This window comes from Vibrio sp. Vb1337 (genome assembly GCF_033338715.1).
GTDB lineage: Bacteria > Pseudomonadota > Gammaproteobacteria > Enterobacterales > Vibrionaceae > Vibrio > Vibrio alginolyticus.
The window spans coordinates 1-1,030 of sequence record NZ_JAWOTD010000284.1; the positions used below are offsets into that span (position 1 = coordinate 1).

Annotated in this window: 2 protein-coding genes; one reads left to right on the forward strand and one right to left on the reverse strand. The window is 46.7% G+C overall.

From position 1 onward, the window contains the following. Positions 1–678: threonine synthase (thrC, locus tag R7E42_RS25655; RefSeq protein ID WP_318073335.1), on the forward strand; the 678-nt coding region annotated here is incomplete at its 5' end. 138 nt (positions 679–816) lie between these two features. Here thrC and R7E42_RS25660 read toward each other — a convergent pair. Further along, positions 817–1,030: autonomous glycyl radical cofactor GrcA (locus R7E42_RS25660; RefSeq protein WP_318073336.1), on the reverse strand; the 214-nt coding region annotated here is incomplete at its 5' end.

Here is a 1,030-nt window from a genome sequence, read left to right on the forward strand (position 1 = left end):
GAAGAGATCGGTCTGAACTCTGCAAACTCAATCAACATCAGCCGTTTGATGGCGCAAATCTGTTACTACTTTGAAGCTGCGGCGCAAATGAGTAAGCAAGAGCGTGAAAACCTCGTGGTTTCTGTACCAAGCGGTAACTTTGGTAACCTAACAGCAGGTCTATTAGCAAAAGCGCTAGGTTTACCTGTCAAACGTTTTATTGCTGCTACCAACGCGAATGACACGGTGCCTCGTTACCTCGAAACGGGTAAATGGGAGCCAAAACCAACGGTTGCAACCACTTCAAATGCGATGGACGTGAGCCAACCGAACAACTGGCCGCGTATCGAAGAGCTGTGCCGTGTGAAAGAGTGGGGTCTAGAGACACTAGGTAAAGGCGCAGTATCTGATGAGCAAAGCGCACAATCAGTAAAAGACTTGTACGCATTAGGCTACCTATGTGAGCCACACGGTGCGATTGCTTACCGCGTATTGGAAGAGCAACTGCAAGAAGGTGAAACGGGTCTGTTCTTGTGTACTGCGCACCCAGCGAAGTTCAAAGAGGTTGTAGATGATATTCTTCAGACGGATATCGAATTGCCTGCACCACTAGCTAAACATGCTGCGATGGAGTTGTTGTCTGAAGATCTTGATGCGGATTTTGATGCACTAAAAACAGTATTACGTCGCGTTCAGTAACCAAAACTGAATGTGCGCTAAAAGGTGGAGCATTGTCTCCGCCTTTTTGTTTTTATAGGGCTGGTCTCGGGCAGAAATCGAACATAAAAAACGGCGCTCATTGAGCGCAGTTTTTAAACCTTACCTGAGCGTACTCTATTATAGAGACTCAGTAAATGTACGAGCGATAACATCACGTTGTTGTTCTGGCGTTAGCGAGTTGAAGCGTACTGCGTAACCAGAAACACGGATTGTTAGCTGTGGGTATTTTTCTGGGTGAGCAACTGCATCTTCTAGCGTTTCACGTTTAAGAACGTTCACGTTTAGGTGTTGACCACCTTCGATGCGAGGTGCAGTTTCGATAGCTACTTCG